Raw genomic sequence first — 26,177 nt, 5'->3', positions numbered from 1 at the left:
CGCGCGATCCCGCGATGAGCCTCGCGCATGAGGCCTCAACGGCTGGCGTCCAGGACCCCCGTGATCGGCGCGGGGATGCGATCGAGCGGGACCGACTCGGCGAGGAGCCGGGCGTAGCGGCTCTTGTTGCCGCTGCGGCCGCCGAAGAAGCGCGCGAGCTGCGCCTCGACGGGGCGGCCGCGTTGGAACGGCTGGCGCTGCAGTCGACGGAACGACTCGAGCTCGCCCTGTGCGGCGATCACCGCCTCGACACCCGCGACTCCGAGCGCGCGCACGAACTCGCCCTCGAGGTCGGGATCGCACACGAAGACGACCTCGAGCACCCGCTCGAAATCGGCCCGCTCTGGCGCGTCCACGAGACCGACGATCGAGCCGTACGGAAGCTCTGCGGCGGCCCGCCGCGCGCCCTTCGACCCGCCCACCGCGAGCACGGTCGGAACGACGGATCCCGTGCGGCGTGCGATGACCTCGAGAGCGACCCGATCGCTCTCGCCCTCGACGAGGACGACGGTCATCGCGGGAACCTACTTCGGCCGAGGCCCGGGGCGCACCGTCAGGTCGCTGATGACGGCGTCACGGGGCAGATCGAGTGCCGTCAGGACCGCCGTCGCGACCGACTCCGGATCGATGAACCGCGAGGGGTCGTACTCCTGCCCCTCCTGCTCGTGCACCTTGGCCTGCATCGGCGTCGCAGCACGGCCGGGGTACACCGTCGTGACGCGCACCCCGTGCGGCGCCTCCTCACCGCGGAGGGCGTCGGCGAGCGCCTTCAGACCGTGCTTCGAGGCCGCGTACGCGGCCCATGACGGATGAGCCGTCAGGCCCGCACCGGAGTTGAGGAAGACGACCTGCCCACGAGCCGCCCGGAGCGCCGGCAGAAGCAGGCGTGTGATCTCGGCCGCCGAGACGAGATTGACGGCCAGCTGCGACGACCACGCCTCGACCGGGAGCTCGGCCACCGCCCCGAGGTCCACGACGCCGGCGGCGTGCACGACCGAGTCGATCTCGTCGGGCAGTCCGGCGTTCGCGAAGGCGGCGGCGAGGGACTCGGGATGCCGCAGATCGGCCGCGACGCTCGCGGATGCCCCGAACTGCTCGGCGAGCTCGGCGGCTCGTAGCGCGTCGCGGGCGACGAGGATGAGCCGATCACCGCGATCGGCGAGTCGCCGGGCGATGGCCGCGCCGATGCCGGACCCGGCTCCCGTGACCACGTGGGTGTGAGGCATCCGTCCATTCTTCCGTGCGCGTCGGCGAAAAGAACTCGCCCAGCGGCCGTCCCGGAGGACGCCCGCTGGGCGAGAGGACTGTCGGCGTGGAACGCCGCCGGTCGGGGGTTACCGCGTGATGCTGCGGCGGCGCGTGACGGCCACGTAGATGCCGAGGACGATGATCGCTCCGATGATCGAGCCGATGATGCCCGCGGGCTGCAGGAAGCCGCCAGCGGGGTCGGCGCGGAAGATCAGGAAGCCGAGGAAGCCTCCGACGAACGAGCCGACGATGCCGAGGACGATCGTCATCAAGATGCCGATGTTCTGCTTGCCGGGGATGACGGCACGCGCGATGAGTCCGGCGATGAGTCCGATGATGATGAGTCCGAGAATGGTCCAGAGCATGATGTTCTTCCTTCCTCCGTGGATACGAGGTTGGTCGGCGCCGGCGGGTCCGGCGCGGGGGGTGGAGCCAAGCTAGCAGTGCGCTTCGGATCCGGACCGGAGATCGGTTTGGGGGTGTACAGGAGCCGAGGCGAGCGCTATCATCCGCGCGGCGCGGGCGCCGGCATCCGTCGTCACATCCGCGTGTACCGCGCGCGGGCGACGCAGAAGATGCCGTACAGGGCGAGACCGGCACCGACGATCCAGAGGAGCACCGTTCCGAACGGCAGGGCCGCCAGGGCGTGGAGGGCGCCGTCGAGGCCCCCCGCGGTCTCAGGATCGTGCGTCAGCGCCGCGACGATGAAGAGGATGCCGGTGATCCCGATGGCGATGCCCTTGGCGACATAGCCGACGACTCCGAGCGTGACGATTCCGCGACGCGCGGCGTTCGGGGGAAGGGCCAGGTACTTCTCGAAGGCGCGCCGGATGCCGCGGATGATGAAAGCGACCCCGAGCGCGGCCACACCGAGACCCAGCACCGCGACGAGCACGACACCGGCGGGGTTCGCCATCAGTTGTGCGCTGAACGACTGCGTCGACTCGGACGAGTCCGACTGCCCGCCCAGCGCGTACACGAGGGCGGTGAAGGCGATCGCGAGGTAGATGACGGCGGTCCCGAGATACTTGAGCCGGTATCCCCACTTCTTCTTCGTGTCGGGATTGCGCTCGACCAGGGCCTCGCCGACCTGCCAGGCGGCGAGGGCCGTCAGGCCCAGCACGACGAGCCACAGCACGAAGATGCCCGCGGGCGCCTTCTGGATCTGCTCCATGGCTCCGCCCTGGTCGGCCTCGCCTCCGCCTCCCGTGGCGATCGAGATGGCGATGCCGCCGATGACGAGGTGGAGGATGCCGAGCACGACGTAGCCGATGCGCGCCGCCACGCGGAAGGCTGTCGAGTCTTGTGCCGCCCGGGCAGCGGCTTGGGGGGTGTTGTCCATGCGCGGAAGAGTATCCAGCTACGACCGCACGAGGTATGGCTTGACGAGAGCGGTCGGCGTGCTCACGACTCCGTGGGGGCCGGTTCGTCGGAGCGCACGGCTCTGCGATCTCGCAGGGCCTCGACCGCGCACCACACCAGGCCCGCGACGGCCAGGCCCTCCAGCATCCCGGCGATGACATCGCTCAGCCAGTGGGCGTGCAGATAGGTGCGGCTCCACATCATGAGCAGCACCCAGGCGGCGCCCACCACCCAGACGTACCAGCGCCGCAGCAGGAGCCCGAGCGTCACGACGACGGTCGTCGCAACGGCGGTATGCCCCGAGGGGAACGAGGTCGCCACGCTCTCGGCGAGCGAGTCGTTCGGGCGCGAGCGGGCGATGATGGACGCCATCGGCGCCCCGATCGCGACGACGAGCACGATCGCGCACGCCATGTTCGCGGCATCCCCCCTGCCTCTTCGCCACCACAGGAGGAGCACGATCAGGATGCCGATCACGATCATGCCGATCGTCCCGCCGACGATGGCGGGCACCCACGCGACGACGATCCCGACATCCGTCTCGGTCGCCACCATGAGGTTGTGCCACCACTCGTCGACGGGTAGAGGGCTGTGGCCGCTGAGGGCGACGACGAGGCGCAGGACGACGAAGGCGACGGTCGCGGCGATCGAGACCGTGAGGACGAGCGCGCGACGAGCGTCCACGTCGCGGATGGCCTGGAGCTCGGCGCTCTGCTCCTGAGCGTCGGTGGTCATGCGGCTGCGAGCGGGATGTGAGGCTGACCCATGGAACGATCGTCGCAGAACCTCGCAAGATCCGAGATCCGCTTGACGCGCCCGTCTTTCGGCATGTGGATCGCCGCACCCACATTTCCGGGGCTACCGCGTACATTTGCTGCATGACGGTCGGACACACGGTCAGGAGCGATGGTGATGCCGTTTCGGAGCCAGCAGACGCTTGAGGGCTGGCTGGATGAGTTCCGCGCTCTGGGGCACCCGATAACGGGTTCGCTCAAAGTCATGCAGCAGGACGGCGACGACGGCGCCGACACGGGACTCGTCGGCGTGCGGTTCGCGAACACGTCGACGATCACCTACCTGCAGCCCGACGGGCCCTACTCGGCCCACTGGGTGGTGACGATGGAGCCGAGGGAGGAGCCGGTCGTCCTCGACGCGGAAGGCGTGCACGCGCTCGCCGCGGAGCTGGCGATGGTCGGGACGCTCTGCCGGTTCCTCGAGGAAAAGTCGGCCGACTTCCCCCGCGCGGACACGCCCTGACTCAGGCCTCGAGGCGGACGAATCGGCGGGTCAGCGCTCGCCGCGGCCCACCGTGACGGCGGTGAGCGTGTCGAGCAGTTCCGCGAATCGCAGCGTCTCGACCTCATCCGCATCCAGGAGCGCGACATCGAAGTCGTCGTCGAAGCGCGTGAGCTGCACCCACGGCTCCTCCCCGATGTCGATCGTGAGGCTGATGCGGTTGACGCGGCGATCGGTGGGATCGACGTCGCGTCGCACGGCTCCGCGCTCGACCAGACGGTCGATGAGGGCGGTGATGCCCGCCGCAGTGATCCCCAAGTGCTCGCGCAGATGGGTGGGACGGATGCCCGGATGTGCGGCGATGTGCAGGAGGGCGTTGGCATCGCCCTCCCCGATGCCGAGGGCTCGGCGCGCGGCTCCGAGCGCGGCGGAACGGGCGCGGACATAGTCCGTCAGGGCTCGTCGCAGGCCCGGCACCACCACTTCGTCAGTCATTTTGCAGTACTCCCCGAGAGCCCGATTAGCGGCAGTTTACCCCCATTTATCTCAAGCATCGGATAATTCACTCAACTATTTAAATCAGTGAACTTTCGTGTTACCCTCCCCACATCCGGAAGCAGCGGCGCACCCCGCGTCGGTGACCCCCATTCCGACCGAAGGAGGCCCTCATGGGCTGCCTGTACTACGGCGATGATGAACACGGCATCGAGGTGCCCGACGCACTCCTCGCTCATCTCAAGGTCGTCATCACGACCAAGCTGCGCCGCCGTGAGAGCTTCACCCTCACGTGGCGCCACGACCTGGCAGAACCTCGGGGCCGATCCGCCCTCTGGCTCCAGGAGTCCATCCCGCTGCGATTCGTCTTCAGCAGGGAGGAGCCCGAACAGCTCCAGCCCGCCCTGCTCCAGGAGTTCAGCCGGCTCGCGAACTCGACTGCGGGCCTGACGATCGACATGAACGACTGGCTGGAGATCGAACGGCAGGCAATCCCCTCGGCCGCCTGAGCCGCACCGATGAAGGGCTGGTCCTCACGGACCGGCCCTTCGTCGATTCCGGAAGATGTGAACCCTGACGCCGCCGGGCTCGTGTCTCTCCAGAAGGCCCCTGCAACGGGCCACGGATCGGAAGCCGGTGAAGGTCATGGCCGAAAACAGTTCACGCGCGCTCTGGGTCATGCGCATCCTGAGCGCTCTCTTCCTCGTCGTCGCGGGCGGCATCCACCTCTACCTCGCGTTGAACGGCGTCGGAGGCATCCTCGGGGTGATGTTCATCCTGAACGGCATCGCGGGCATCGTGCTGGCAGTCGCCGTGGTGGCCTTGCGAGGCAGGCTGCTGCAGGTCGCGACGGTGCTGGGGCTGCTCTTCCTCATCGCGAGCCTCGGCGCCCTTCTCCTCGCGCTGACCGTGGGACTCTTCGGAATCACCGAGACGTGGGACTTCACACTCGTCCCGCAGACCGTCGTCATCGAGTCGATCGGGATCGTCGTGCTCGCGGTGACGGCGTTCCTCGTCCTGCGCGCACCACGACCCGTGACATCCCGGACCTGATCGTCTTGCGGTTCCGCCGCCTCGGCTCCGGGCAGACGCATCATCGCGCTCCTCAGATGCCATACCCTCCGCGACCGCGGCCCGTTAGCATGACTCGCAGGGGAGGCTTGCCGCCGGGTCGGCAATGCTCGGTGAGCGTGTCCCATCCGGCTCGTGCACCGGAGGTGGCCGCCCATGGAAGACGTCGACGACGCGCGGGAGCTTGTCGAGCAGCGCATGCGCGACACCGGGTTCGAGGAGGACATCTTCGACCGCGTGCTCGAGCTGCTCGAACGCTTCGACACGGATCGCGAGAAGCTCTTCGAGGAGATGCTCGACAAGCTGGAGGCGCCGGGCTACGACGGGCTTCGGGACCGCTGGGCGACGAACTGCGTGCAGGCAGAGGCGCTGCTGGACCGGCTCGAGGAGGACATGACATCGATCCTCGAGGACAGCGAGGCGAACGCACTGTCCGCCGAGGAGCGGATGGAGGCCGTCGGCCCGGGTGACTTCCTCGCTGGCGAGCGCAAGATCTGGGCCGAGGTTGCCAAGCTCGACGTTCCCGATGTCGCGACCCTCATGGGAAAGGTGCTCGAGACCGATCTCGCGATCATCAAGAAGTGCGAGGAGGACTTGAAGCAGGCGCTCAGCAGCGACGCCATCGTGCAGCGGGTGCTCGAGAAGAACTTCGGCGGCGTCAGCGAAACGGCCAAGGGCCTCGTCGTGAAGTACACCCAGCTGCCCACCGCCTTCGCGCGGCTCGTCGTCTTCTTCATGCAGGACCGGGCTGCGAAGGATGCCGCGACGGAGGCGATCCAGGCGTGGGAGAAGGCCGCGGCGGAGATGTACCAGGCGGCCAGGGACAAGCGCGCGGCGAAGCAGACCGTGCTCGCCAACATCAAGCTTCTGACGGACGCCCGCGAGCAGCTCGACGAAGGATGGATCGACCAGCTCCTCGCGCGCGGCTCGGACGCGGCGGAGAGCTGGGCCGGGATCGGCCAGTCGGGCGACTATCGCGCCGCGGATTGGGAGGAGCTCGCCGATCACGTCATCGACGACGGACTGGAGCCGCGGGCCGTAGCGGCCAAGGAGCAGTCCGCGCGGCTCTACGACGAGCTGTACCCCACGTTCATCGAGCAGAGCTCGAAGGCCTTCGCCCAGCTGACCGACGATCCCGCTGCGCTGCAGAAATTCACGGATGAGCTGAGATCGACGTTCGACTCCCTCGAGGACCTGCTCGCCAGCGAGACCGACTATGTGGCCGACCTCGCCGACGGCGACTACAAGCAGACCGCGGTGGCGACGCTCGAGCAGACGAAGCTGATCCTGCGGACGGGCTGGGACGCGCTCTTCCAGAAGACGAAGGAAGCGGACGAAGAAGTGAAGAAGTCGTGAGATGACCGATCTCTTCGTGGCCGCCGCGGCGACGACCGGCGACGGCAGCAGGCAGCATCCCTTCCACGACCCCTGGCTCGCCCTGCGGGCGGCGACACCAGGGGACACTGTCCACATCGCGGCCGGAACGTACACCGGCCGGCTCGAGCGGTCGTCGTGGGTCGTCGACTGCCCGGAGCTGACGGTGCTCGGGGGCTACTCGGCCGACTTCGCCGCGCGGACGCCATGGCGCACCCCGACGGTCCTCGCAGCGCGGTCCGCGCTGCGGGTGGCGACCGAGTCCAACATGCTCTCGGGGGTCGGCGACCACGCCGGCCTCGTCCTGGACGGTCTCTTCTTCGACGGGTCCGGGCGGGACGACTACGACGACGCGGGCGGCCTCGAACGGGCTTCGCACGGCGACGGACCCCTCGTCAGCCTCAACGCCGAGCGCATCACGGTGCGGGGGTGCGTCTTCGCGAACGCGAGCGCGGGGGCGATCGAGCTCGGCGGCTCGGGGGCCGTGTTCGAGGACAACCTGCTCATCAACTGCGCGGGACTCGCCCTCCTGAATCTGCGCGGAGCACCGCCCGAGGCGCCGGCCACTGTCAGCCGCAACAGCTTCCTCTTCGCCCACGACGACACCGACCCCCCGCGCGGCTCTGGCGGCGACAGAGCCGCGGGCGTGCGGGTCGACGGCGCGGCGACGATCGCCGACAACGTCTTCGTCGCTTGCGGCAACGCCGCCATCGCCTGCCTGAGCGACGTCGGGCAGATCGGCGTCGACCGCAATCTGTTCTTCGCGACGCTCCGCGACGTCGTGCGCAGCCGCGCCTCGGGCGCCGAGGCCGAGATCACCGAGGAGTACGTCGGAGACCTCGACGACGTCGGGCTTCGCTCGGCTTCCGGGAACTCGGTCGGTGACCCGCAACTGAGCGGCCTGCCGACCGCGTGGCTCGACGGGTACACGCTCGACACCGCCGCGACGTACGCCCGACCGCCGATTCCCGCACTCAACGCTCTGCGCGCTGCGGTGGGCCTGGCCGAGCTGCCCGAAGCGCTCGACAGCGACGCCCAGCGGCCCATCATGCGGCGCCTCTCGCCCAGCGAAGTGCTCGCGGTCACGATCACGGCGGCACAGGGCAGCCACCCGGCCGAACCGCCCGTGCCGGCGCCGTTCAGCGAACCGCGCCCCGCTCCCGCCTATCAGGCGATCGACTGGACCCCGCTCGCGGCGGCGGACCCCGCGCGCTCGAACGCGCCGGTCGAAGTGCGTGCCGGGATCGGAGTCGACCAGAACACCCAGCTGATCCCAGCGCTGTCGGAGTCCCACGTCGGCGTGGCGCTCTACCGGCCGGGAAGCGACGACAGCCCGTGGTGGGCGCTCGCTCCGCGCTTCGGTCTCGCGCACCACCAGACCGAGGAAGCCACGCGCTATTCTCGCGGTCTCGATGTCGAATCGACCTATCTGGTGCGAGGCACGTATCGCACCGATGTGGCACCGGACGGGCGACAGCCGGCCACGATCGTGGTCGACTCGATCGCACCCTTCATCGACCTCACGCTGCCGACGGCCGTGCGCCCCACGGGCCGCGACTGGTTCGTGCGGGCGGGTGCCGCCGACGGCGACGGGAGCCGCGAAGCGCCCTGGAAAGACCTGTTCAAGGCGCTCGAGGTGGCTGCTCCAGGCGACCGGATCCTCGTCGCAGAGGGAGAGTACAGCGGACGACTCCGCTCCGGCACGTGGCAGATCCCCCTCCCCGACCTCGAGCTGCTGGGCGGGTGGGACGCGGAGTTCACCACTCGCGACCCGTGGCGGCATCCCGTCCGGTTCGTCCTTCCCGCAGAGACCAAGGCGAAAGGAATCTTCGGCGAGCCGATCCTGACCGTCGCCGATTCCGCCGCGGGTCTCATCCTGGACGGTTTCGTCTTCGACGGGTCGACGTACAACACCTACACGGATGCCGGCGCCCTCGAAGCCGGTCAGTCCCAGTCCGCCACGCTCGTGGACCTCCGCGGCGGAAGCGGTGGCATCACGGTGCGCCACTGCGTCTTCATGAATGCCGCGAACGGCGGGGTGAACCTCAGCGCAGCCTTCGGGGTGTTCGAGGACAACGTCGTGGTCAACACGAGCGGCACCGCCGTCCGGCTCCAGATCCCGGGCGCCGGACCATGGATCGTGCGGTCGAACACGGCGCTCTTCGCGGCCGACCCGACGGGCCGCGCATCGACGGGTCAGTCGACCAGCGGCTGCCTGCTCGAGGTGTCGGGCCGAGGCATCCTGAGCGTGACGTCCAATGTCCTCGCCTTCGCGGACAGCATCGCGATCCGGACCGGGATGCCGGGGCAGAACGTGCTCCTCGAGGACAACGTGCTCGCGGCGAACCTGTACGGCGACATCTACGACGGCGGAAGCGTGCTCGTCGATGCGGCCAATCGCGATCGGGTGCTTCTCGACGCGCCCTTCGGCGTCCAGTCGGGGACGCGGTTCGAGCTGCCGGCGATACCGGTCGACCCCGCCTTCGCCCGCGAAGCGGTCGGCCGGCTCTCGGCGCTCGCGGCCGCGATGCCGAAGGACGGACTCGATGCAGCCGCGGCGGCACTGGGCGTCTCGATTGCGGCGGCACCCCCGGAGGCGGCGCCGGCGGGCGACGAACCGGCCTCGACGACGGGCGAGCCCTCGGTCGCCGATCTGCTCGCCGACCTCGGCCGCGCTCGCGAGGCGCTCGAGGCGAAGGACGAGCCCGCCGCCGAGTCGGGCGCGCCGCTCTACTGCCCTGTCTATCCGGTTGCGGCGGCGCTGAAACTGGCGACGGATGCTCCCGCGGGCGAGCCCGGCGCCCACGCCGGCGCCATCTGACCTGACGACGGCGATTGCGCACGCGGGCGCGGGTGCGTGGCATCCGCACCCCTGTGAAGGAGGAAGGGCCCGCCGGGTTCCTCGGAACGCGGCGGGCCCTTCTCTCGCTGAGTGTCAGACGCCCGAGCGTCGCTTGTTGTAGACGTCGAAGGCCACGGCGAGCAGGAGCACCAGGCCCTTCACGGCCTGCTGCCACTCGATGCCGATGCCCATGATCGACATGCCGTTGTTCAGGACGCCGATGATGAGACCACCGATGATCGCGCCGCCGATCGTGCCGACGCCGCCCTGGACAGCCGCGCCGCCGATGAAGGCAGCCGAGATGGCCTCGAGCTCGAAGCCGTCACCGGCCTTGGGCCCGGCGAGGTTGAGTCGCGCCGTGAAGATGAGCCCGGCGAGCGCTGCGAGGAAGCCCATGTTGACGAACAGCCAGAAGTCGACGCGGCGCGTCTTGATGCCCGAGAGCTCGGCGGCGTGACGGTTGCCGCCGATCGCATAGATATGGCGTCCGAACACGGTGCGGTTCATGACCACGCCGTACACGAGGATCAGGATCGCCAGGATGATGAGCGTCACGGGGATGCCCTTGTATGACGCGAGCGCCCACGTGAACCATGCGATGACGGCAGCGACGAGCACGAGCTTGATGATGAACCACGTGAAGGGCTCGACCTCCTGGCCGTACTTCTGGCGGCCGCGACGCGTGCGCAGCTGCTGGACCACGAGGGCCACGATCCCGACCGCACCGATCAGCAGCGTGAAGAGGTCGGGGTCGCTCTCGCCGAAGATGCCGGTGAGGAATCCGTTGCCCAGCGCCCGGTACTCGGTGGGGAACGAGCCGATGTTCTGGTTGCCGAGCACGACGAGCGCGAGCCCGCGGAAGATGAGCATGCCCGCGAGGGTCACGATGAAGGCCGGGATGCCCGCGAACGCCACCCAGAAGCCCTGCCAGGCGCCGACGAGGGCGCCGATGGCGAGCGAGAGCAGGATCGACAGCCACCACGGGAGACCCCATTGCGTGGCGAAGACTCCCGAGCACGCCCCGACGAACGCGGCGACCGAGCCGACCGAGAGGTCGATGTGCCCGGCGATGATCACCATGACCATGCCGATCGCGAGGACGAGGATGTAGCCGTTCTGGACGACGAGGTTCGAGATGTTCTGCGGCCGCAGGATGATCCCGTTGGTCAGAAACGCGAACAGCGCGACGACGGCGATCAGCGCGATGAAGATGCCGTTCTTGCCGAGGTCGGCGAGGACGTGGCTGAGCCAGTTGGTGAACTTGTTGTCGGGCGGGTTGACGTTCGCTCCGACGGCCGTGTCGCTGGTGGATGTCTGTGTCATGTTGATCACTCCTGCGCGCGGGTCAGCGCGGCTTCTCCATGGTCATGAGCTTGAGGACGGTTTCGGGAGTCGCTTCCTCGATGGGGAGCTCGCCGGTGATGCGGCCCTCCGAGAGGGCGTAGACGCGGTCCGAGATCCCCAGGAGCTCGGGCAGCTCGGAGGAGATGACGATGATCCCCTTACCGGATGCCGCGAGCTGATTGATGATCGTGTAGATCTCGTACTTCGCGCCGACGTCGATCCCGCGGGTGGGCTCGTCGAGGATGAGGACGTCGGGGTCGGAGTAGATCCACTTCGACAGCACGACCTTCTGCTGGTTGCCGCCCGACAGCTTCCCCGTCTTCACGAGCACGTTCGGCGCCTTGATGTTCATGCTGCGCCGATAGTCGTTCGCGACCTTGTACTCCTCGTTGTCGTCGACGAGGCCGCCCTTGGTGAGCCGCCCGAGTGAGGCCATCGAGATGTTCCGCTTGATGTCCTCGATGAGGTTCAGCCCGAAGGTCTTCCGGTCCTCGGTCGCGTAGGCGATCCCGTTGTCGATCGCCTCGGCGACGGTGCGGGTCTTGATCTCCTTGCCGCGCATGAAGACCCTTCCCGAGATGCGCGAGCCGTAGCTGTGGCCGAAGAGGCTCATCGCGAACTCGGTGCGGCCGGCGCCCATGAGGCCGGCGATGCCGACGATCTCACCGGCGCGAACGGTGAGCGACACGTTGTCGACGACGACGCGCGTCGGGTCCTGCGGATGATGCGCGGTCCAGTCCTCGACGCGAAGCAGCTCCTCGCCGATCTGGGGCTCGTGGTCGGGATAGCGGTGCTCGAGGTCGCGGCCGACCATGTCCTTGATGATGCGGTCTTCGGTGACGTCGGCCTTCGAGATCGTCTCGATCGTCTTGCCGTCGCGGATGACCGTGACGGTGTCGGCGACCTTCTTGATCTCGTTGAGCTTGTGGCTGATGATGATCGACGTGATGCCCTGGTCCCGCAGGCTCAGGATCAGGTCGAGCAGGTGGTCGGAGTCCTCGTCGTTCAGAGCGGCCGTCGGCTCGTCGAGGATGAGGAGCTTGACCTCCTTCGACAGGGCCTTCGCGATCTCGACGAGCTGCTGCTTGCCGACGCCGATCTGATTGATCTTCGTGGTCGGGTTGTCGCGCAGGCCGACGCGCTTGAGCAGCTCCCCCGCCTCGAAGTTCGTCTTGTTCCAGTCGATGAGGCCGCCGGAGGTGCGCTCGTTGTTGAGGAAGATGTTCTCGGCGATCGACAGGTACGGGCTGAGAGCCAGCTCCTGATGGATGATGACGATGCCCTTGGCCTCGCTGTCGTTGAGGTTCCGGAACTCGACCTCTTCGCCGGCGTAGATGATCTGGCCGTCGTAGGTGCCGTGCGGGTAGACGCCCGACAGCACCTTCATCAGTGTGGATTTGCCGGCGCCGTTCTCGCCGCAGATCGCATGGATCTCGCCGCGCTGCACCTCGAAGTTGACGTTCGAGAGTGCCTTGACGCCGGGAAAGGTCTTCGTGATGCCGCGCATCTCGAGAATCGTGTTGCTCACGTTCGCCGACTTCCTCGTAGGGCTGACAGGTGCAGGTTAGTGGTGCCGGCGGCGGCGGGGAGGCACTCCTCGCCGCCGCCGGGGATTCGGGCGGATGCCTCGGCTCAGAGGCCGAGGTCCTCCTTCGTCCAGTAGCCGGTGTCGACGAGCGCCGACTCGACGTTGTCCTTGACGACCTGGACCGGCTTGAGCAGGTACGACGGGACGACCTTGACGCCGTTGTCGTACGTCTCGGTGTCGTTCACCTCGGGCTCGTCGCCCTGGAGAAGCGAGACGGCCATGCCGGCCGCGACCTTGGCGAGCTCACGCGTGTCCTTGAAGATCGTGGCGTACTGCTCGCCCGAGAGGATCGCCTTGACGGAGTCGACCTCGGCGTCCTGACCCGAGATGACCGGCCAGTCCTCACCCGTCGAGTAGCCGGCGTCGGTGAGGGCCGAGATGATGCCCCGCGAGATGCCGTCGTACGGCGAGAGCACCGCGTCGACCTTCGTGCCGTCGGAGTAGTTCGCCGTGAGGATGTCCTCCATGCGGCTCTGCGCGGTCTCGCCGTCCCAGCGGAGCGTGGCGGCCTGCTCGATGTCGGTCTGGCCCGACTTCACGACGAGCGTTCCGTCGTCGATCAGCGGCTGCAGGACGTCCATCGCGCCGTTGAAGAAGAAGAACGCGTTGTTGTCGTCGAGCGAGCCGGCGAAGAGCTCGATGTTGAAGGGGCCCGCCGGAGCGTCGGCCTTGGCGGTCCCGTCGAGCTCGGTGAGACCGAGGCCGTTGAGGATCGTCCAGGCTTGCTGCTGGCCGACGAGGAAGTTGTCGAACGTCGCGTAGTAGTCGACGTTCTCGCTGTCGCGGATGAGGCGGTCGTAGGCGATGACCGGGATGTCGCTGTCCTTGGCGGTCTGAAGCACCTCCGAAAGCGTCGTGCCGTCGATCGAGGCGACGATGAGCGCCTCGGCGCCCTTCGTGATCATGTTCTCGATCTGCGACACCTGGGTGGGGATGTCGTCCTCGGCGTACTGCAGGTCGACCTGGTAGCCGGCGTCCTCGAGCGCAGCCTTGACGGCGTCGCCGTCCTGGATCCAGCGCTCCGAGCTCTTGGTCGGCATCGCGACGCCGATCAGGCCGCCGTCTCCGCCGCCGTCACCGCTGTCGCCGCTTCCGCCTGCGCCGCCTCCGGCACATGCCGACAGCATCAGCGCGCCCGCCGCGAGCGCGGCGAACACGAACTTCTTTGCCTTCACTGTGGTTCCTTTCATCGTGACGTCTTCGTCTTGGTGTCGATATTCAGTTGTCGTCTCTTCTGCTTGGGGCTGCCGACGGCAGGGGTACCGGGCGTCGGCGCGTCGCCGCGTGCCCGGCGGCTCTCCCACAGGCGATCGATCTCGGCCTGCGGCAGCGGCGTCGCCGCGCCCCCATCGCGCGTCACATGCGCGACGCGGGCGACGTCTTCGAGCAGGGCTGCGTGCATCGCCGCCTCCCGGGGGGTCGCGCCGACGGTGACCGGCCCCTGCTGCTCGAGGAGCACGGCACGCGACCGCTGGCCCTCGAGAACCTCCACGACCGCGCGGCCGAGCGCTTCGTCATCCGTCCCCGCATAGGGGCCGACCGGGACCGGTCCGCCGAACTCCTCGGCCGCGACCGCGAATGCGCAGGGGATCGGCTCGGCCCGGGCGGCCCAAGCTGTCGCGTAGGTCGAATGCAGCTGCGCGATGGCGCCGATGGCCGGCATGCGGCGGTACACGTGAGCGTGCGCCTGCGACGACGGGTGCGGCAACAGGTCGCTGCCCGGGGTGCCCGTCACGACGGCGCCGTCGAGGTCGCACAGCACGAGGTTCTCGGGGCCGACCGCCGCAAAGGGCACGTCGGCGGGAGTCACGACGAAGAGGTCGGCGCCCGGGATGCGGGCCGAGAGGGCACCGCCGACGGCGAGGGCCAGTCCGCTGATCAGCAGTTCACCGTGCAGAGTCGCGACGTCGGCGCGTACGCGGGCCGTCGTTACCTCGGTGCGGACTCCGCTGACGTAGTCCTCGCGAAGCTCGGTGCCCCTGCCCTGCGCCACCGTGCGACTCCCTCGTTGGATGCTGTTCACGTGACGGCGTGTGACCGTTCACATCGAGACACTATAGCCAGCCGATCGAACGCCGTGTCAACTGAGAATGGTCTCGGCTTCGTAACGGCCGGGTGCGGGTCAGCCGGGGAGACCCGTCGACCTGCGCACGATCAGCTCGGGGACGATCGTCGCGGGCGCCGGCTCGGCGTCAGCCTCGGCGCGGCCCAGCAGAAGCTCGACGCACCGGCGTCCGAGTTCGGCGAAGTCCTGCCGCACCGTCGTCAGCGGGGGCCAGAAGTGCGCCGCCTCGGGGATGTCGTCGAACCCGACGATGCTGATGTCGCGCGGGACGTCGAGGCCCTCGTCGCGGACGGCGTGCATGAAGCCCAGGGCCATCTGGTCGTTCGACGAGAAGACCGCGGTGAAGTCGCGCACCTGCAGCAGCTCCCGCCCCGCGTAATACCCGAACTCGGCCGTCCAGTCCCCAAGGATCGGCGCGGTCGTGGGGACGTCGTTGGCGCTCATCTCGGCGAGGAAGCCGCGCATCCGCGCCTCGGCCTCGATCCAGTCCTGCGGGCCGGCGAGGTGGTAGATCCCGCGATGACCCAGGCTGATCAGGTGTTTCGTCGCGAGGCGGGCCCCCGCGAGCTGGTCGACCGACAGCATGTGGTCGACGTCGAGGTCGGTCGACTGCAGCGTCACGTACGGCACTTCGAGCGGCTGCGAGGCGAGCGCACGGACGACGCGCACCTGCGGCGCGATGACGACGAGTCCCTCGATCGACTGCGCCATGAGGTGGGCAAGACCCTCCGGGATGGAGGTCGGATCCGACGGGTCGATGTTCGCCGTGCTGACCCAGTAGCCGCGCGTGCGCGCCGCGGCCTCGATCGCGGCGATGCTCGACGCCGGGCCGTACATCGAGCTCGCCGCCGCCAGGATGCCGATGGTGTGCGAGCGACTGGTGACGAGGGCGCGCGCGGCGAGGTTGGGGCGATACTGGAGGTCGCTCATGACCTGCAGCACGCGCTCGCGCGTCTCGGGCCGCACGCTCGGGTGGTTGTTGAGCACCCGCGACACGGTTTGGTACGACACGTCGGCCAGCCGTGCGACATCTCGGATGCTCGGTCGGCGCACCGCGGCGTCTTCGCTCATTTCATTTCCATCGTGGAATGTGTACGGTCACACACAGCGTGGCACACTCCGGCCGCCGATGCGCATTCCGGCTCGTTCGCGCCATGTGACAGTCACACGAAACGCCCGGACCGCCGGAGGGTCTCCGCCGCGCCTGTCACATCGTCACATTCCTAGGATGGCACCGTGGACTTCTCGAAGTACCTCCCGCTCAGTCAGCGACGCACCGGCGAAGAAGCCGCCGCGACGAGCGATCGCCGTCAGGACGTGGCCCTCGTCGTCGAGCGTGCGCTCCAGCTCGCCCTGGCGGCGCCCGTCGAGCGGGGCGACGAGCTGGCCCGGGGCTTCGCCGAGGCATCCGCTCTACTGTCCGAGAAGGATGCCGCTGCCTTCGCGGTCGATGATCTCGGCGGGCTCGCATCCGACGTGCGCACCGGCAGGAAGCGCAGCATCGCGGCGCTCAGCCGTGCGGTCCGTGCGCTGCTCGTCCTCGCCGACGAGCTCGGCGTCGCTGCCGGCGTCGAGCCGCTGACTCTCGGGTCCGTCGCGCTCTACGCCGCGACATCCGGCCCCTTCGACCGGCGCGCGGCCATCAAGGGCCACACGGTCAGAGCGACCGACGCCGTCTGGCGGTTCGGGCACGGGCCCGAGCTCTCGGCGACGGCGGAGCAGATCGCCCGCTTCCTGCTGGCGCTCTCCGACACCCCGCCACGGCGAACCGCGCCCGGTGAGGAGCCCGGGCGCGGTCTCAGCCGCCCGACGTGAGCGCGGCGATGAGGCCCGAGACCACCATGTAGACCCCGATCCCGCCCACGACGATCCAGATCCCGATGCGGGCAGGGCTCACGCGGGGGCGGTTCTCCTCGGGAGGCATGCACCGAGCATAGTTGCCGCGACCCCTCCCCTTGCCCACGGCGTCCGCGGCGGGATACTGATGCGATGACCCCTGATGAGATCCACTCGTACTGTGCGGCGAAGCCCGGAGCGTGGGAGGACCGGCCATGGGAGGACGACCTGGTCTTCAAGGTCGGTCCCGGCGAGCGCGGCAAGATCTTCGTCTTCTACGGCGACGGGACCTCGATCGGCATCAAGGCTGCGACGACCCGCGACGAGGCGGACGACTGGCTCGCCCGCTATCCCGACCATGCGCGCGTGTCGCGCTACATCGGCAGGTCGGGGTGGAACGTCCTCGACGCGGGCGGAGGCATCCCGGATGACGAGCTTCGCGAAGCGATCGACCGATCGTACGAGCTCGTCGTCGCCGGCCTCCCCCGGAAGGTGCAGGAGACGCTCAGCGCGGAGGACTGACGGCTCTCGCAGTCGGCGGGGCTGCGGCTAGCCGGCCGCGACCTCGATGCGGTCGCCGCCCGCGGCTTTCGCGCGGTACATCGCCAGATCGGCGCGGCGGATGAGCTGCTCGGGCAGGACCGCACCGCCCGGGCGCGCGATCGCGACGCCGACGCTCGCACTGAGCGGCTGGCCGGAACCGCCGGGCTCGCTGCGGAGCGCCTCGAGGATCCGCTGCGCGATGTCGAGGGCCACGGTCTCATCCGCGACATCGCGCGCGACCACGACGAACTCATCGCCTCCATAGCGGGCGACGAGGTCACCCGAGCGCACTCCCGAGAGCAGGCGCTTCCCGGCTTCGTGCAGCATCCGGTCACCCGCGTGGTGGCCCAGCCTGTCGTTGACGCGCTTGAAGTCGTCGAGGTCGATGAAGAGCACGGCGCAGCCGGTCGATCCGGCGAGCTCGTCCATCTGGGCCTCGAGCAGCCGGCGGTTCGGCAGCCCGGTGACCTCGTCGTGCATCGCCGCATGAGCCAGGCGCTCCTGAAGCCGCAGCGTGGCCAGCGCCTGAGCGGCCTGACCGGCCAGCGCCTCCGCGAGGGGCGCGGCTTCGTCGTCGAAGGCCCGCTCGTGGTGGAACCAGCTGATGAAGGCGCCGAAGTCGCTCTCCTCATGGTGCAGGGGTGCGCCGATCAGGGCGCGGATGCCCGCCGACCGCATCGCGTCGCCCAACCCCTCGAGGAGCGCCTCCGCCTCATCCGGACCGACGACCTTGATCACGCGCCGGGGAGCGCTCACGAGTCCGATGAGGGTATCGGGGTCGAAGCGCCCGTTCAGCGGGTCGCGGCCGCCGCCGACGACGCTCGTGCCGTCGGCCTCGTGGAAGTAGACCGTCGACTCCTCGGCTCGGTACGAACGCGCGGTGGTGTCCGCGAGCACTTCGGCGAGACGCTCTTCCGTCGTCGCGGTCGCGAACGCGACGGAGGAGGCCAGAAGAAGCTGGAGGCGTGTCCGGGTGCGGTCTGCGAGCGCGTACCGCTGGCGAAGGTCGGTGAGCGCCTGGAATCTCTCGGATGCCTCGGAGACGATGAGCACGTCCTCCGCCCCGTACCGCTGACGCGTGACCATGACGGCACGTCCCGGCCGCGCAGTGTGGAGCATCACCCACGGCCCCGGCCCGGCACCGCTGGGGAGCAGGTCCTCCGGTGGATGCACGAGGAACTCGTCGATCGAATGCCCGATGAGGTCGTCGCGATCGCGGCCGACCCACCCGGCGAACCAGGGGTTGGCGTCGGCGACGGTCCCGTGCCGATCGACGCGGACCACACCTACCGGAAGCGCATCGGCTTCGCCCACATCCACGCATCTCCTCCGTCGCGCCAGCCGGTCCCCTGAACCCTATCTTCCGCGATCCGACGACGCCTTCCCACGGTTCTCTCGCCGCAACACACATTCGGATCGCGCACTCGCGCTTCGCATCCAGCGCCGGTCCGCGGGACGTCGGAACGTCGGCGCGGTCGGTCTCGTCGAGCACAGGGGGACTCGGCGCGGGAATGTACTGCCTTTCGGAGGCGCGCGCAATGGGGGGCCGGCACCGAGCGGCCGAGGACTAGCGTGCGGAGCGAGGGGCCCGGTGCCTTCTGACGCGCATGCCGTGGGTGCGAGGGTCTCTTCTCGTTCGAGGAGCGTCGATGAAGAAGTCGTCCAGCATCCGTCTACTCGCCGCGGTCATCGCGTCGGCGTTCGCGATCGCGGGTCCCGCGGGGCTCGCCACGGCAGCGCAGCCGACAGCCCACACAACCGGCTCGTCGGGGCATGGCTCCAACCCAGGCAGCTACACCAACCCGCTGCAGCCGGTCATCCCCGGTGACGGCGTGGTCGAGAGCTGCGCCGACCCGAACGTGCTGCGCGGGCAGCGTCCGGGCGACACGACCTGGTACCTGTACTGCACGACGGATCCCCTCAACGACGAGGACGTCGATGCGAACGGCGACCCGGTCTTCCACCGGGTTCCCACCATGACCTCCGAGAATCTCGTGGACTGGACGTACGTCGGCGACGCGTTCTCGATGCTGCCGAGCTGGGCCGATCCCACCGCGGCCCTGTGGGCGCCCGATGTCGTGTACTCGAGCACCTTCGACCAGTACTACATGTTCGTCGTCGTGACGAACACCGCGAGCTCCGTGAGCGGAGTGGAAGGGTGCGACAGCGACAACGCGATCGGCGTCGCGACCGCCCCCGACCCGACCGGCCCTTGGACGTTCTCGGACACGCCCGTCGTGGGCCCCCGGCAGAACGGGGCCGGATGCAACTTCCTCTGGACCTACGATCCGGACGTGCTCGGTGACACGATCACCGACTCGAGCATCATCTACTACGGCAGCTACTACGGCGGGATCTATGGCACGACGCTGCAGCTGACCGAGACCGGCGCGACCGCGGCCACCGGATCGGCGACCCAGGTGGCGATCGACAACAAGTACGAGGGCGCCAACGTCGTCTACAAGGACGGCTACTACTACCTCTTCGTCTCGGCCACCAACTGCTGCAACGGCGCGCTGACCGGGTACAGCGTCTTCGTCGGACGGTCCACGAGTCCCCTCGGACCCTTCTACGACCGCGAAGGCGTGTCGCTCACCGCCGAGAACACCGGCGGAACGCCCTTCCTCACGATGAACGGCAACCGGTGGGTCGGAACGGGTCACAACACCGTCTTCCAGGACGCCAACGGAGACTGGTGGACGATCTATCACGCCGTCGACCAGCGGGACCCGTTCTTCGCGTTCCAGCCGGGCTTCACCAAGCGCCCGGCGCTCCTCGACGCGATCGACTGGGTCGACGGGTGGCCGACGGTCAACGGCGGCGCCGGCGCCTCCGTGGACAAGCAGCCGGCACCCGCCGGGCAGGCCGGTGAGCAGACCCGCCACCGCTACCGTCCGGCCGCCGTGCAGGAGCCGAAGCGTCTGCTCCCGCAGTACTCCGACGAGTTCGACGGCACGGCGCTCGACCCCGCCTGGTCGTGGCAGCGCGACGACATCGCGCCGACGGCGACCGTCGCGAACGGGGTGCTGAGCATCCCGATCCAGGCCGGCGATCTCTACGTCGACGCCGACAGCGCGGCCGTCCTTCTCCGCGACGCCCCCAAGGCCGACTACGTGATCGAGGCGAAGGTGCGGATGGACCTCCCGAGCGGATGCTGCTTCAACTACGCCCAGGTCGGCATCCTGGCCTACGCGAGTGACGACGACTACGTCAAGCTCACCGAGACGTCGATCTGGAACACGCGCCAGACCGAGTTCGCGAAGGAGATCTCGCAAGCACCCGAAGGCTGGGCGCGCTACGGCAACACCGTCGTCGGCCCTCCGGGTGACGACTGGACGTACCTGCGCATCGTCGTGCAGAAGCTCACGGGCGCCGCGAGCCAGGAGGCCGGCGGCGACACCCAGAGCTTCACGGCCTACACGAGCCGGGACGGCCAGACCTGGGTGAAGGGCGGGACGTGGACCCACTCGCTCGGCGACGACGTGAAGATCGCACTGGTCGCGTACGGTCTTCAGGACCCCAACCAGCACTACACGGCGCAGTTCGACTACGTCCGCGTATCGACGGTCAAGGAGAGCCCCCGGGGCTGATCGCCGCCGACAGCTGTCCACCACGCGAGCGTGCGGCCGCGGAGCCCGAGCTCCGCGGCCGCCGCGAGGTGGTCGGGTGTGTCGACGTCGCGTCGGAGTGACGAGCCGGCCGGCACGGGCAGCGCCTCGCAACCCAGCGACAGGTGCTGCTCGAACGAATCCCGCCCGAATGCCGAGGCCCAGCGCACCCCGGGGGCGGCCGTGACGAGGGTCGAGCCCCGTTCTTCCGCATCCGCCACGACGGCGCGCGGATGCCCCAACGCGGCCTCGAGAGCGTCGGCGAGGTCGCCGGGTCTGAGCGCGGGCAGATCGGCGAGCAGCGCGGCGCGCGGGGCGGTCTCGGCGAGCATCGACATCGCCGCCGCGATGGCGGCATCAGGACCCCGTCCCTCCCGGTCGGCGATCACCTCGACGTCGGAGGGGACGGATGCTTCAAGCCCGCCGTCGTCCGTGACGACGACGACCCTCCCCACGGCGGAGCACTCGCGCACCGCGTCGATCGTGTCGAGCGCGATCGCCCGTGCGAGTGCGCCGTCGCCGCGACGCAGCTCTCCCAGTCGGGACTTCGCGCGAGACGCCTCTTTCACGGGCAGGACGATGATCCAACCGCTCACGAGAACCTTTCGCGCAGGCGCGGCAGGATGTCGTCGCGGTAGAGGCGCAGGAACTCGGCCTGGTCGGCGCCGGGATCGTGGAACACGAGGTGGCGGAAGCCGAGCCCGACGTACCACGCGATGCGTTCCACGTGCTCCTCGGGGTCGTCCGAGACGATGAACCGGGAGGCCGCCCGCTCGATCGGCAGCTGCTCGCCGAGCCGCTGCATCTCCAGCGGATCGTCGACGCCCATCTTCTCTTCGGGACTCAGCGCGAGCGGGGCCCAGAAGCGCGTCTTCTCGAGCGCCGTCGCGCGATCGGGATGGTACGAGACCTTGATCTCGATGAGGGTGTCGATCGCGTCATCGGGCCGACCGGCCTTCTCCAGCCCTTCGTGCAGGGCGGGCAGCAGCGTGTCGGTGTAGAGCTCGCGCTTCTTGCCGCTCGTCGTGATGAATCCGTCGGCGATGCGTCCCGCCAGGCGTGTCGCAGCGGGACCGGCCGCGCCGATGTAGATCGGCACGGGGTCGTCCATCTTGTCGTAGATCGTGATGTTGCGGGTCGTGTAGAACTCGCCGTCGAAGTTGACGCGGTCCTCCGACCACAGCCGCCGGATCAGGCCGATGGCCTCCTTGAGGCGCCGGAACCGCTCGGGCGGCTCCGGCCACGGGATGCCGAGGTTCGCCTCGTTGAGCGCCTCGCCCGTCCCGACGCCCAGGATCACCCGGCCGGGGTACATCACGCCGAGAGTCGCGAAGTCCTGCGCGACGACCGTCGGGTTGTAGCGGAACGTGGGCGTCAGCACCGACGTGCCGATGAGCACGCGAGACGTCTTCGCGCCGAGAGCCCCCAGCCAGGGAACGGATGCCGGGGCGTGCCCACCCTCGTGCAACCAGGGCTGGAGGTGATCCGACACGAAGACCGAGTCGAAGCCCGCCTCCTCCGCCATGACGGCGTACTCGAGCAGCTCCGCAGGTCCGAACTGCTCCGCCGATGCCTTGTATCCGAAACGGATGGGCACTGTCACGATCCCGCCTCCTCCTGCGTACGAGCGGCAACAGCCGCCATCGGCGTCATGGCCTCGAACTCGGCCCCGTCGCTCGCGGCGAGCGCCGCGCGGTAGTCCGCCACGGTCCCCGGCCACACGAGGGTGAGCCGTCTCGACCCCTCGTCGACATACCAGTTGCGGCAGCCGCCGGTCAGCCAGGGGGTCCCCGCCGCTCGGTCGTCGACCATGCGGGTGTAGTCTCGTTCGGCCTCGGCCCGGACCCTCAGCACGGCGCCGGGCGCACGACGCGCGAGCGACGCGGCCACGTATCGGGCCTGCGCCTCGAGCATGAGGACCGACGACGTGTGACCGAGCGACGCATTCGGTCCGTTGAGCACGAACAGCTGCGGAAAGCCCGAGACCACGGTCGAGCCGAACGACGTCATGCCGTCCGCCCAATGCTCGGCGAGCGCGACGCCGCCCTCGCCGCGGACGATCCGCGCGTAGGGCTGCCTGGTGGTCTGGAAGCCGGTCGCGAGCACGAGGGCGTCGACCCCGCGATGACGCCTCCCGGATGCCGCGACCAGCTCGCCTCCGTCGATCGCGGCGAGCGCGCTCGGCTCGAGCGTGACGCGGTCCGAGGCCACGGCAGGGTAGAACTCGTCGGAGAGCAGCACCCGCTTGCAGCCGAAGGCGTAGTCGGGCGTGAGGACGGCCCGCAGCGCCGAGTCGGCGACCTGCGCGGCGAGGTGCGCACGGGCGGCACGCTCGGCGTCGGCCGCGTCCGGACCGCCGGAACGCGACGCGAACCGCGCCTCGCCCTCGGCGTCGAGCCGTTTCCTCAGGGCGGCGATCTCGCTCCGATCCTCGGCGAACCGCGCACGCTCGGCGTCGGAGTACGCCCGCCCGCCGCGCGGCAGGATCCAGGCGGGGCTCCGCTGGAAGAGCGACACCTTCGCCGCGCTGCGCGCGAGCTGCGGCACGAGCTGCACAGCGCTCGCGCCCGAGCCCACGACAGCGACGTGCCGCCCGTCGAGGTCGACTCCGTGATCCCACCGCGCCGAGTGGAACAGCGGCCCGGCGAACGACTCGAGCCCGGCGATCGGCGGGATGCGCGGCTCGGTGAGGCGCCCACAGGCGAGGACGAGCGCCTCGGCCTCGACGGTCGCCGGGGCGGCGCCGCCGAACTCGAGGCGCCAGGCCGAGGCATCCTCCCGCCATTCGGCATCGAGGAGCGGGGCGTCGAAGGTGATCGCCGCCCCCAGTCGCTCCCGGTCGACGACCCGCTCGATGTAGGCCTGGATCTCGCCGCCCGGCGCGAACTCGGCCGACCACGACGGTTCGGGATGCCGCGCGAACCCGTACAGGTGCGACGGCACATCGCACGCGACACCGGGATAGGTGTTGTCGCGCCACGTGCCGCCGACTCTATCGGCGCGCTCGAAGACGGCGATGTCGTGCCCCGCATCGCGAAGGGTCATCGCGGCCGCGAGGCCGGCGAACCCCGCTCCGACGATCGCGACGCCGACCGAGCGGCGCATCATGCCGAGGTCCTTGCCGGGACCGCCTCGCGGTAGTCCGTCGACCGCTGCCGCAGGGGCCGGAAGATCCGCCGGACGGATGCCGCGGCCTCCGCGTACGGGTACTCCAGGCCGTGCTCGACCCCCGACTCCGGCAGCACGCGCCCGTCGAGCAGCGTTCCGCCCAGGTCGTCTCCGCCCGCCTGCAGGAGCGTGATCGCGAGGTCGCGGCCGTGCCGGGTCCACGGGATCTGGATGTGCGGGATGCTGCCTGCCAGCATGAGGCGCGCGACCGCGACCATCGCCCGGTGCTCGTCGGCGTCGGCGCGGTCGTTCACGAGGGGCACGCCGTGGCCAGGAAGCGGAATCGGGACGAACTCCGTGAAGCCGCCCGTCTCGTCCTGGATCGAGCGCAGGCGGCGGAGGTGCGCGATCCGCTCCCCCGCCGTCTCGACGTGGCCGTAGAAGAGCACCGACGACGTGCGGAGTCCGGCGCGGTGCTCCGCCGTGATGATCTCGATCCAGCGGTCGATCTCGAGGTCTCCGGGTGCCACAAGCGTGCGCACGCGCTCGCTCAGGATCTTCACGCCCGTGCCGGGCATCGTGCGAACGCCCGCCGCCTTGAGGCTGTCGAGCGCCGCCTGGAGCCCGATCCCGCCGCGGTCGGAGAGGTCGGCCACGTCCTGCGGTCGGTAGGCATGGAGGTGGAGGCTCGGCTCGGCCGAGCTGATCGCGCGGACCAGCTCGACGTACAGGCCGGGATCTTCCGTCGGCGGCAGAGCGCCCTGCACGCACACCTCGGTCGCACCGAGATCGGCGGCGTCGTGGGCGACCGCAGCTGCATCGGCCAGTCCGAACGTCGGCGGACCGGCCGGCACCGCGCGCAGGTGCGTCGAGGTCAGATTGCGGTTGACGACCATGCTCACGGCGTCGCCGACGGTGTACCGGCGCACGTCGTCGGCCGTGCGGACGACCGCCTCGAGGTCGTCCCGGGTCGCGGTGAGGAGGGCTTCCCACTCGGTGTCGTCGAGACTGCGGGGGTCTCGCGCGGCCTGCTCGGCCAGACGTTCCATTGGCGGTTCGGTGCGTTTCGTCTCGCTCCGCTCGCTCAACGACCGAGGGGGAACGCCGGCCCCGGCCCCGGTCCCGGTCGTTGAGCGGAGGCGCGCAGCGCCGGAGACGAAACGCCCCGAATCCGCAGCGCCGCCCCCGGTCGTTGAGCGGAGGCGCGCAGCGCCGGAGACGAAACGCTCCGGATCGACGGGATCGGCCCGGCTCGAGGCATCCGTCGCCGCGAGACCCGTCACCGGGTCGGCCAGCCGTTCCACGGCCGCGTGCAGACCGGGGTCGATCCAGCGCTCGGAGTCGTGCACGTACTCGGGATGGGCCGTGAGGCGCTCGCGCAGAGTGAAGCCCGCCTCGGCTGTCGCAGCCGCGAGGTCGTCGAGGTGCGGCCACGGCCGCTCGGGGTTGACGTGGTCGGCGGTGAGGGGCGAGACGCCTCCCCAGTCGTCGACGCCGGCGCGGACGAGCAGGCCGAGCTCGTCGCGCGCGCTGAGGTTGGGCGGCGCCTGGATGCGCATGTGCGCGCCGAGAACGATCCGCGCGACGGCGACCGTGGCGATGTACTCGCGGGTCGCGGCATCCGGAGCGCTGCGCATCGCGGTTCCCGGCTTGGCCCGGAAGTTCTGGACGATGACCTCCTGCACGTGGCCGTAGCGGTCGTGGAGGTCGCGGAGCGCGACGAGCGACTCGGCGCGGTCGCGAAGCGTCTCGCCGATCCCGACGAGGAGCCCCGTCGTGAACGGGATACGCGCTTCGCCGGCATCGGCGATGACTCGCAGCCGCACATCGGGGTCTTTGTCGGGCGATCCGTAGTGCACGGCGCCCGGAGTCTCGAAGAGTGCGCGCGAGGTGGTCTCGAGCATCATGCCCATCGACGGGGCAGTCGGGCGGAGGGTGCGCAGCTCCTCCGCCGTCATCACGCCCGGGTTGAGGTGCGCGAGCAGACCCGTCTCGGCCGTGATGAGCCGGGCGGCGTGCGCGACGTAGTCGAGCGTCGACGCGTAGCCGTGCTCATCGAGCCAGGCCCGCGCCTCGGGCCAGCGCTCCTCCGGCCGGTCGCCGAGCGTCAGCAGCGCCTCTTTGCACCCGAGGTCCGCGCCGGCCCGCACGACCCGCAGGATCTGCTCGTCCGACATGTACAGCGGGGCGTGCGTGAGGCGCAGCTGCCCGGGGGTGTCGACGAAGATGCAGTAGTGGCAGCGATCGCGGCACAGCGTCGTGAGCGGGACGAACACCTTGCGCGAGTACGTGATGACATCCGGTCGCCGGGCCGCGGCAAGGCCTTCGTCGCGCAGGGCCGAGGCGCGCGCGAGGAGCTCCTCGAAATCGTCACCTGTCGCGGACAGCATCCGCTCGGCCTCGTCGACGGTCACGGCGGGAGCGGCAAGGGCAGCCGTCGGTGTTGCAGGGAAGCGC

General features: G+C 69.5%; 25 protein-coding genes. 8 read left to right on the top strand and 17 right to left on the bottom strand.

Annotated elements, in window-relative coordinates; translation table 11 throughout:
* Positions 1-35: 35 nt before the first annotated feature.
* From G5T42_RS08615 to G5T42_RS08595, 5 genes are all read right to left on the bottom strand, one after another.
* The gene (locus G5T42_RS08615) at positions 36-515 is read right to left on the bottom strand and encodes an ATP-dependent endonuclease (protein WP_165127705.1); all 480 of its coding nucleotides are present in this window, start codon (positions 513-515) and stop codon (positions 36-38) included.
* Positions 516-524: 9 nt separating this feature from the next.
* Positions 525-1,226: an SDR family oxidoreductase gene (locus tag G5T42_RS08610; protein ID WP_165127703.1), complete on the bottom strand. Its 702-nt coding sequence runs from the start codon at positions 1,224-1,226 to the stop codon at positions 525-527.
* Positions 1,227-1,334: 108 nt separating this feature from the next.
* Positions 1,335-1,613 carry a GlsB/YeaQ/YmgE family stress response membrane protein gene (locus G5T42_RS08605; protein ID WP_165127701.1) on the bottom strand — a complete coding sequence of 93 codons (279 nt, stop codon included), beginning with the start codon at positions 1,611-1,613 and terminating at the stop codon, positions 1,335-1,337.
* 173 nt (positions 1,614-1,786) lie between these two features.
* Positions 1,787-2,590: a DUF1206 domain-containing protein gene (locus tag G5T42_RS08600; protein WP_165127699.1), complete on the bottom strand. Its 804-nt coding sequence runs from the start codon at positions 2,588-2,590 to the stop codon at positions 1,787-1,789.
* 62 nt (positions 2,591-2,652) lie between these two features.
* Positions 2,653-3,345 (bottom strand): phosphatase PAP2 family protein, encoded by a 693-nt coding sequence (locus tag G5T42_RS08595; RefSeq protein WP_165127697.1) that lies wholly within the window; start codon positions 3,343-3,345, stop codon positions 2,653-2,655.
* 177 nt (positions 3,346-3,522) lie between these two features.
* On the opposite strand from G5T42_RS08595, the gene G5T42_RS08590 reads away from it, so the two are divergent.
* Positions 3,523-3,867: a hypothetical protein gene (locus G5T42_RS08590; protein WP_165127695.1), complete on the top strand. Its 345-nt coding sequence runs from the start codon at positions 3,523-3,525 to the stop codon at positions 3,865-3,867.
* A 30-nt stretch (positions 3,868-3,897) separates the two neighbouring features.
* On the opposite strand, the gene G5T42_RS08585 is transcribed toward G5T42_RS08590, so the two are convergent.
* Positions 3,898-4,341 carry a MarR family winged helix-turn-helix transcriptional regulator gene (locus G5T42_RS08585; protein ID WP_165127693.1) on the bottom strand — a complete coding sequence of 148 codons (444 nt, stop codon included), beginning with the start codon at positions 4,339-4,341 and terminating at the stop codon, positions 3,898-3,900.
* 173 nt (positions 4,342-4,514) lie between these two features.
* Between G5T42_RS08585 and G5T42_RS08580 the strand changes: the two genes are divergently transcribed.
* From G5T42_RS08580 to G5T42_RS08565, 4 genes are all read left to right on the top strand, one after another.
* Positions 4,515-4,850, top strand: a complete 336-nt coding sequence (locus G5T42_RS08580; protein ID WP_165127691.1) for a hypothetical protein — start codon at positions 4,515-4,517, stop codon at positions 4,848-4,850.
* 136 nt (positions 4,851-4,986) lie between these two features.
* Positions 4,987-5,394, top strand: a complete 408-nt coding sequence (locus G5T42_RS08575; protein WP_165127689.1) for a hypothetical protein — start codon at positions 4,987-4,989, stop codon at positions 5,392-5,394.
* A gap of 174 nt (positions 5,395-5,568) precedes the next feature.
* Positions 5,569-6,768, top strand: a complete 1,200-nt coding sequence (locus G5T42_RS08570; RefSeq protein WP_165127687.1) for a hypothetical protein — start codon at positions 5,569-5,571, stop codon at positions 6,766-6,768.
* A 1-nt stretch (position 6,769) separates the two neighbouring features.
* Positions 6,770-9,607 (top strand): right-handed parallel beta-helix repeat-containing protein, encoded by a 2,838-nt coding sequence (locus tag G5T42_RS08565; RefSeq protein ID WP_165127685.1) that lies wholly within the window; start codon positions 6,770-6,772, stop codon positions 9,605-9,607.
* A gap of 114 nt (positions 9,608-9,721) precedes the next feature.
* Here the strand turns inward: G5T42_RS08565 and mmsB are convergent, their stop codons facing one another.
* The 5 genes from mmsB to G5T42_RS08540 all read right to left on the bottom strand — a co-directional run bounded on the left by mmsB (position 9,722) and on the right by G5T42_RS08540 (position 15,696).
* Positions 9,722-10,951, bottom strand: a complete 1,230-nt coding sequence (gene mmsB, locus G5T42_RS08560; protein ID WP_165127683.1) for a multiple monosaccharide ABC transporter permease — start codon at positions 10,949-10,951, stop codon at positions 9,722-9,724.
* A 22-nt stretch (positions 10,952-10,973) separates the two neighbouring features.
* A complete protein-coding gene (mmsA, locus tag G5T42_RS08555) occupies positions 10,974-12,500 on the bottom strand; it encodes a multiple monosaccharide ABC transporter ATP-binding protein (RefSeq protein ID WP_165127681.1) in 1,527 nt (508 codons plus the stop codon).
* 104 nt (positions 12,501-12,604) lie between these two features.
* Complete coding sequence (gene chvE, locus G5T42_RS08550; protein WP_165127679.1) at positions 12,605-13,735, bottom strand: multiple monosaccharide ABC transporter substrate-binding protein; 1,131 nt, start codon at positions 13,733-13,735, stop codon at positions 12,605-12,607.
* A gap of 11 nt (positions 13,736-13,746) precedes the next feature.
* On the bottom strand, positions 13,747-14,553 hold the full coding sequence (locus G5T42_RS08545) for a class II aldolase/adducin family protein (RefSeq protein ID WP_165127677.1): 807 nt from the start codon (positions 14,551-14,553) through the stop codon (positions 13,747-13,749).
* 129 nt (positions 14,554-14,682) lie between these two features.
* Positions 14,683-15,696, bottom strand: coding sequence for a LacI family DNA-binding transcriptional regulator (locus tag G5T42_RS08540; protein WP_165127675.1), 1,014 nt, complete (start codon positions 15,694-15,696; stop codon positions 14,683-14,685).
* 165 nt (positions 15,697-15,861) lie between these two features.
* On the opposite strand from G5T42_RS08540, the gene G5T42_RS08535 reads away from it, so the two are divergent.
* The gene (locus tag G5T42_RS08535; protein WP_165127673.1) at positions 15,862-16,440 is read left to right on the top strand and encodes a hypothetical protein; all 579 of its coding nucleotides are present in this window, start codon (positions 15,862-15,864) and stop codon (positions 16,438-16,440) included.
* Here G5T42_RS08535 and G5T42_RS17895 read toward each other — a convergent pair.
* Positions 16,424-16,549, bottom strand: coding sequence for a hypothetical protein (locus G5T42_RS17895; RefSeq protein ID WP_277601739.1), 126 nt, complete (start codon positions 16,547-16,549; stop codon positions 16,424-16,426). The genes G5T42_RS08535 and G5T42_RS17895 overlap by 17 nt on opposite strands.
* A gap of 65 nt (positions 16,550-16,614) precedes the next feature.
* Here G5T42_RS17895 and G5T42_RS08530 point away from each other — a divergent pair, with 65 nt between their 5' ends.
* Positions 16,615-16,983 carry an MmcQ/YjbR family DNA-binding protein gene (locus tag G5T42_RS08530; protein ID WP_165127671.1) on the top strand — a complete coding sequence of 123 codons (369 nt, stop codon included), beginning with the start codon at positions 16,615-16,617 and terminating at the stop codon, positions 16,981-16,983.
* A 27-nt stretch (positions 16,984-17,010) separates the two neighbouring features.
* Here the strand turns inward: G5T42_RS08530 and G5T42_RS08525 are convergent, their stop codons facing one another.
* Positions 17,011-18,324: a sensor domain-containing diguanylate cyclase gene (locus G5T42_RS08525; protein WP_165127669.1), complete on the bottom strand. Its 1,314-nt coding sequence runs from the start codon at positions 18,322-18,324 to the stop codon at positions 17,011-17,013.
* A 329-nt stretch (positions 18,325-18,653) separates the two neighbouring features.
* Here G5T42_RS08525 and G5T42_RS08520 point away from each other — a divergent pair, with 329 nt between their 5' ends.
* Complete coding sequence (locus tag G5T42_RS08520; RefSeq protein ID WP_165127667.1) at positions 18,654-20,594, top strand: family 43 glycosylhydrolase; 1,941 nt, start codon at positions 18,654-18,656, stop codon at positions 20,592-20,594.
* Here the strand turns inward: G5T42_RS08520 and cofC are convergent.
* From cofC to cofG, 4 genes are read right to left on the bottom strand one after another with little or no spacing between them, the layout of a single operon-like run.
* Positions 20,552-21,208, bottom strand: a complete 657-nt coding sequence (gene cofC / locus G5T42_RS08515) for a 2-phospho-L-lactate guanylyltransferase (RefSeq protein WP_165127665.1) — start codon at positions 21,206-21,208, stop codon at positions 20,552-20,554. The genes G5T42_RS08520 and cofC overlap by 43 nt on opposite strands.
* Positions 21,205-22,215, bottom strand: coding sequence for a glucose-6-phosphate dehydrogenase (coenzyme-F420) (gene fgd / locus G5T42_RS08510; RefSeq protein WP_165127663.1), 1,011 nt, complete (start codon positions 22,213-22,215; stop codon positions 21,205-21,207). The genes cofC and fgd overlap by 4 nt, the downstream gene beginning before the upstream one ends.
* Positions 22,212-23,720, bottom strand: coding sequence for an NAD(P)/FAD-dependent oxidoreductase (locus G5T42_RS08505; protein ID WP_241245747.1), 1,509 nt, complete (start codon positions 23,718-23,720; stop codon positions 22,212-22,214). Before G5T42_RS08505 ends, fgd begins: the two co-directional genes overlap by 4 nt.
* The gene (gene cofG, locus G5T42_RS08500; RefSeq protein WP_241245746.1) at positions 23,717-26,134 is read right to left on the bottom strand and encodes a 7,8-didemethyl-8-hydroxy-5-deazariboflavin synthase CofG; all 2,418 of its coding nucleotides are present in this window, start codon (positions 26,132-26,134) and stop codon (positions 23,717-23,719) included. Before cofG ends, G5T42_RS08505 begins: the two co-directional genes overlap by 4 nt.
* Between the last annotated feature and the right edge of the window lie 43 nt (positions 26,135-26,177).

The sequence above is a fragment of the Microbacterium sp. 4R-513 genome, from assembly GCF_011046485.1.
Classification (GTDB): Bacteria; Actinomycetota; Actinomycetes; order Actinomycetales; family Microbacteriaceae; genus Microbacterium.
The sequence above is the reverse complement of the archived record's forward strand: the minus strand, read 5'-3'. Positions and strand labels throughout refer to the sequence as shown.

Excerpts from the sequence above, each read along its gene's own strand:
- G5T42_RS08615 (WP_165127705.1), bottom strand. The coding sequence starts at position 515 with ATGACCGTCGTCCTCGTCGAGGGCGAGAGCGATCGGGTCGCTCTCGAG.
- G5T42_RS08610 (WP_165127703.1), bottom strand. The coding sequence starts at position 1,226 with ATGCCTCACACCCACGTGGTCACGGGAGCCGGGTCCGGCATCGGCGCG.
- G5T42_RS08605 (WP_165127701.1), bottom strand. The coding sequence starts at position 1,613 with ATGCTCTGGACCATTCTCGGACTCATCATCATCGGACTCATCGCCGGA.
- G5T42_RS08600 (WP_165127699.1), bottom strand. The coding sequence starts at position 2,590 with ATGGACAACACCCCCCAAGCCGCTGCCCGGGCGGCACAAGACTCGACA.
- G5T42_RS08595 (WP_165127697.1), bottom strand. The coding sequence starts at position 3,345 with ATGACCACCGACGCTCAGGAGCAGAGCGCCGAGCTCCAGGCCATCCGC.
- G5T42_RS08590 (WP_165127695.1), top strand. The coding sequence starts at position 3,523 with ATGCCGTTTCGGAGCCAGCAGACGCTTGAGGGCTGGCTGGATGAGTTC.
- G5T42_RS08585 (WP_165127693.1), bottom strand. The coding sequence starts at position 4,341 with ATGACTGACGAAGTGGTGGTGCCGGGCCTGCGACGAGCCCTGACGGAC.
- G5T42_RS08580 (WP_165127691.1), top strand. The coding sequence starts at position 4,515 with ATGGGCTGCCTGTACTACGGCGATGATGAACACGGCATCGAGGTGCCC.
- G5T42_RS08575 (WP_165127689.1), top strand. The coding sequence starts at position 4,987 with ATGGCCGAAAACAGTTCACGCGCGCTCTGGGTCATGCGCATCCTGAGC.
- G5T42_RS08570 (WP_165127687.1), top strand. The coding sequence starts at position 5,569 with ATGGAAGACGTCGACGACGCGCGGGAGCTTGTCGAGCAGCGCATGCGC.
- G5T42_RS08565 (WP_165127685.1), top strand. The coding sequence starts at position 6,770 with ATGACCGATCTCTTCGTGGCCGCCGCGGCGACGACCGGCGACGGCAGC.
- mmsB (WP_165127683.1), bottom strand. The coding sequence starts at position 10,951 with ATGACACAGACATCCACCAGCGACACGGCCGTCGGAGCGAACGTCAAC.
- G5T42_RS08540 (WP_165127675.1), bottom strand. The coding sequence starts at position 15,696 with ATGAGCGAAGACGCCGCGGTGCGCCGACCGAGCATCCGAGATGTCGCA.
- G5T42_RS17895 (WP_277601739.1), bottom strand. The coding sequence starts at position 16,549 with ATGCCTCCCGAGGAGAACCGCCCCCGCGTGAGCCCTGCCCGCATCGGG.
- G5T42_RS08530 (WP_165127671.1), top strand. The coding sequence starts at position 16,615 with ATGACCCCTGATGAGATCCACTCGTACTGTGCGGCGAAGCCCGGAGCG.
- G5T42_RS08520 (WP_165127667.1), top strand. The coding sequence starts at position 18,654 with ATGAAGAAGTCGTCCAGCATCCGTCTACTCGCCGCGGTCATCGCGTCG.
- G5T42_RS08505 (WP_241245747.1), bottom strand. The coding sequence starts at position 23,720 with ATGATGCGCCGCTCGGTCGGCGTCGCGATCGTCGGAGCGGGGTTCGCC.